Raw genomic sequence first — 248 nt, forward strand, 5'->3', positions numbered from 1 at the left:
GGACCGCTCGTCGCCCACGGGGGGCCGTCGGGGCCGGCATACTGCGCGGCCTGGACCGACTCCCAGCTCGCCACCTCGGAGCCGACCTTGGCGGTCAGTGCGTGGATCGTCGCCGTCGCCGCCACCACGGTGGCGGGATCCGCCTTCTCCGCGAGGACCGTCTGCTGTGTCGAGAGCGCCGACGCGAGATGCGTCGCGGTGTCGACCTTGCCCTGCGCCCCGTCGAGCGCCGCGCTCAATCCCGCGAG

Annotated in this window: 1 protein-coding gene; it reads right to left on the reverse strand. The window is 74.2% G+C overall.

All coding sequences use genetic code 11. The features are described from left to right. On the reverse strand, positions 1 to 248 hold a 248-nt coding region (locus tag SB660_RS22720; protein ID WP_410584769.1), incomplete at both ends, for a hypothetical protein.

Origin of the sequence: Bacillus sp. SIMBA_005, assembly GCF_046535585.1 — a bacterium.
Classification (GTDB): Bacteria; Bacillota; Bacilli; order Bacillales; family Bacillaceae; genus Bacillus; species Bacillus pumilus.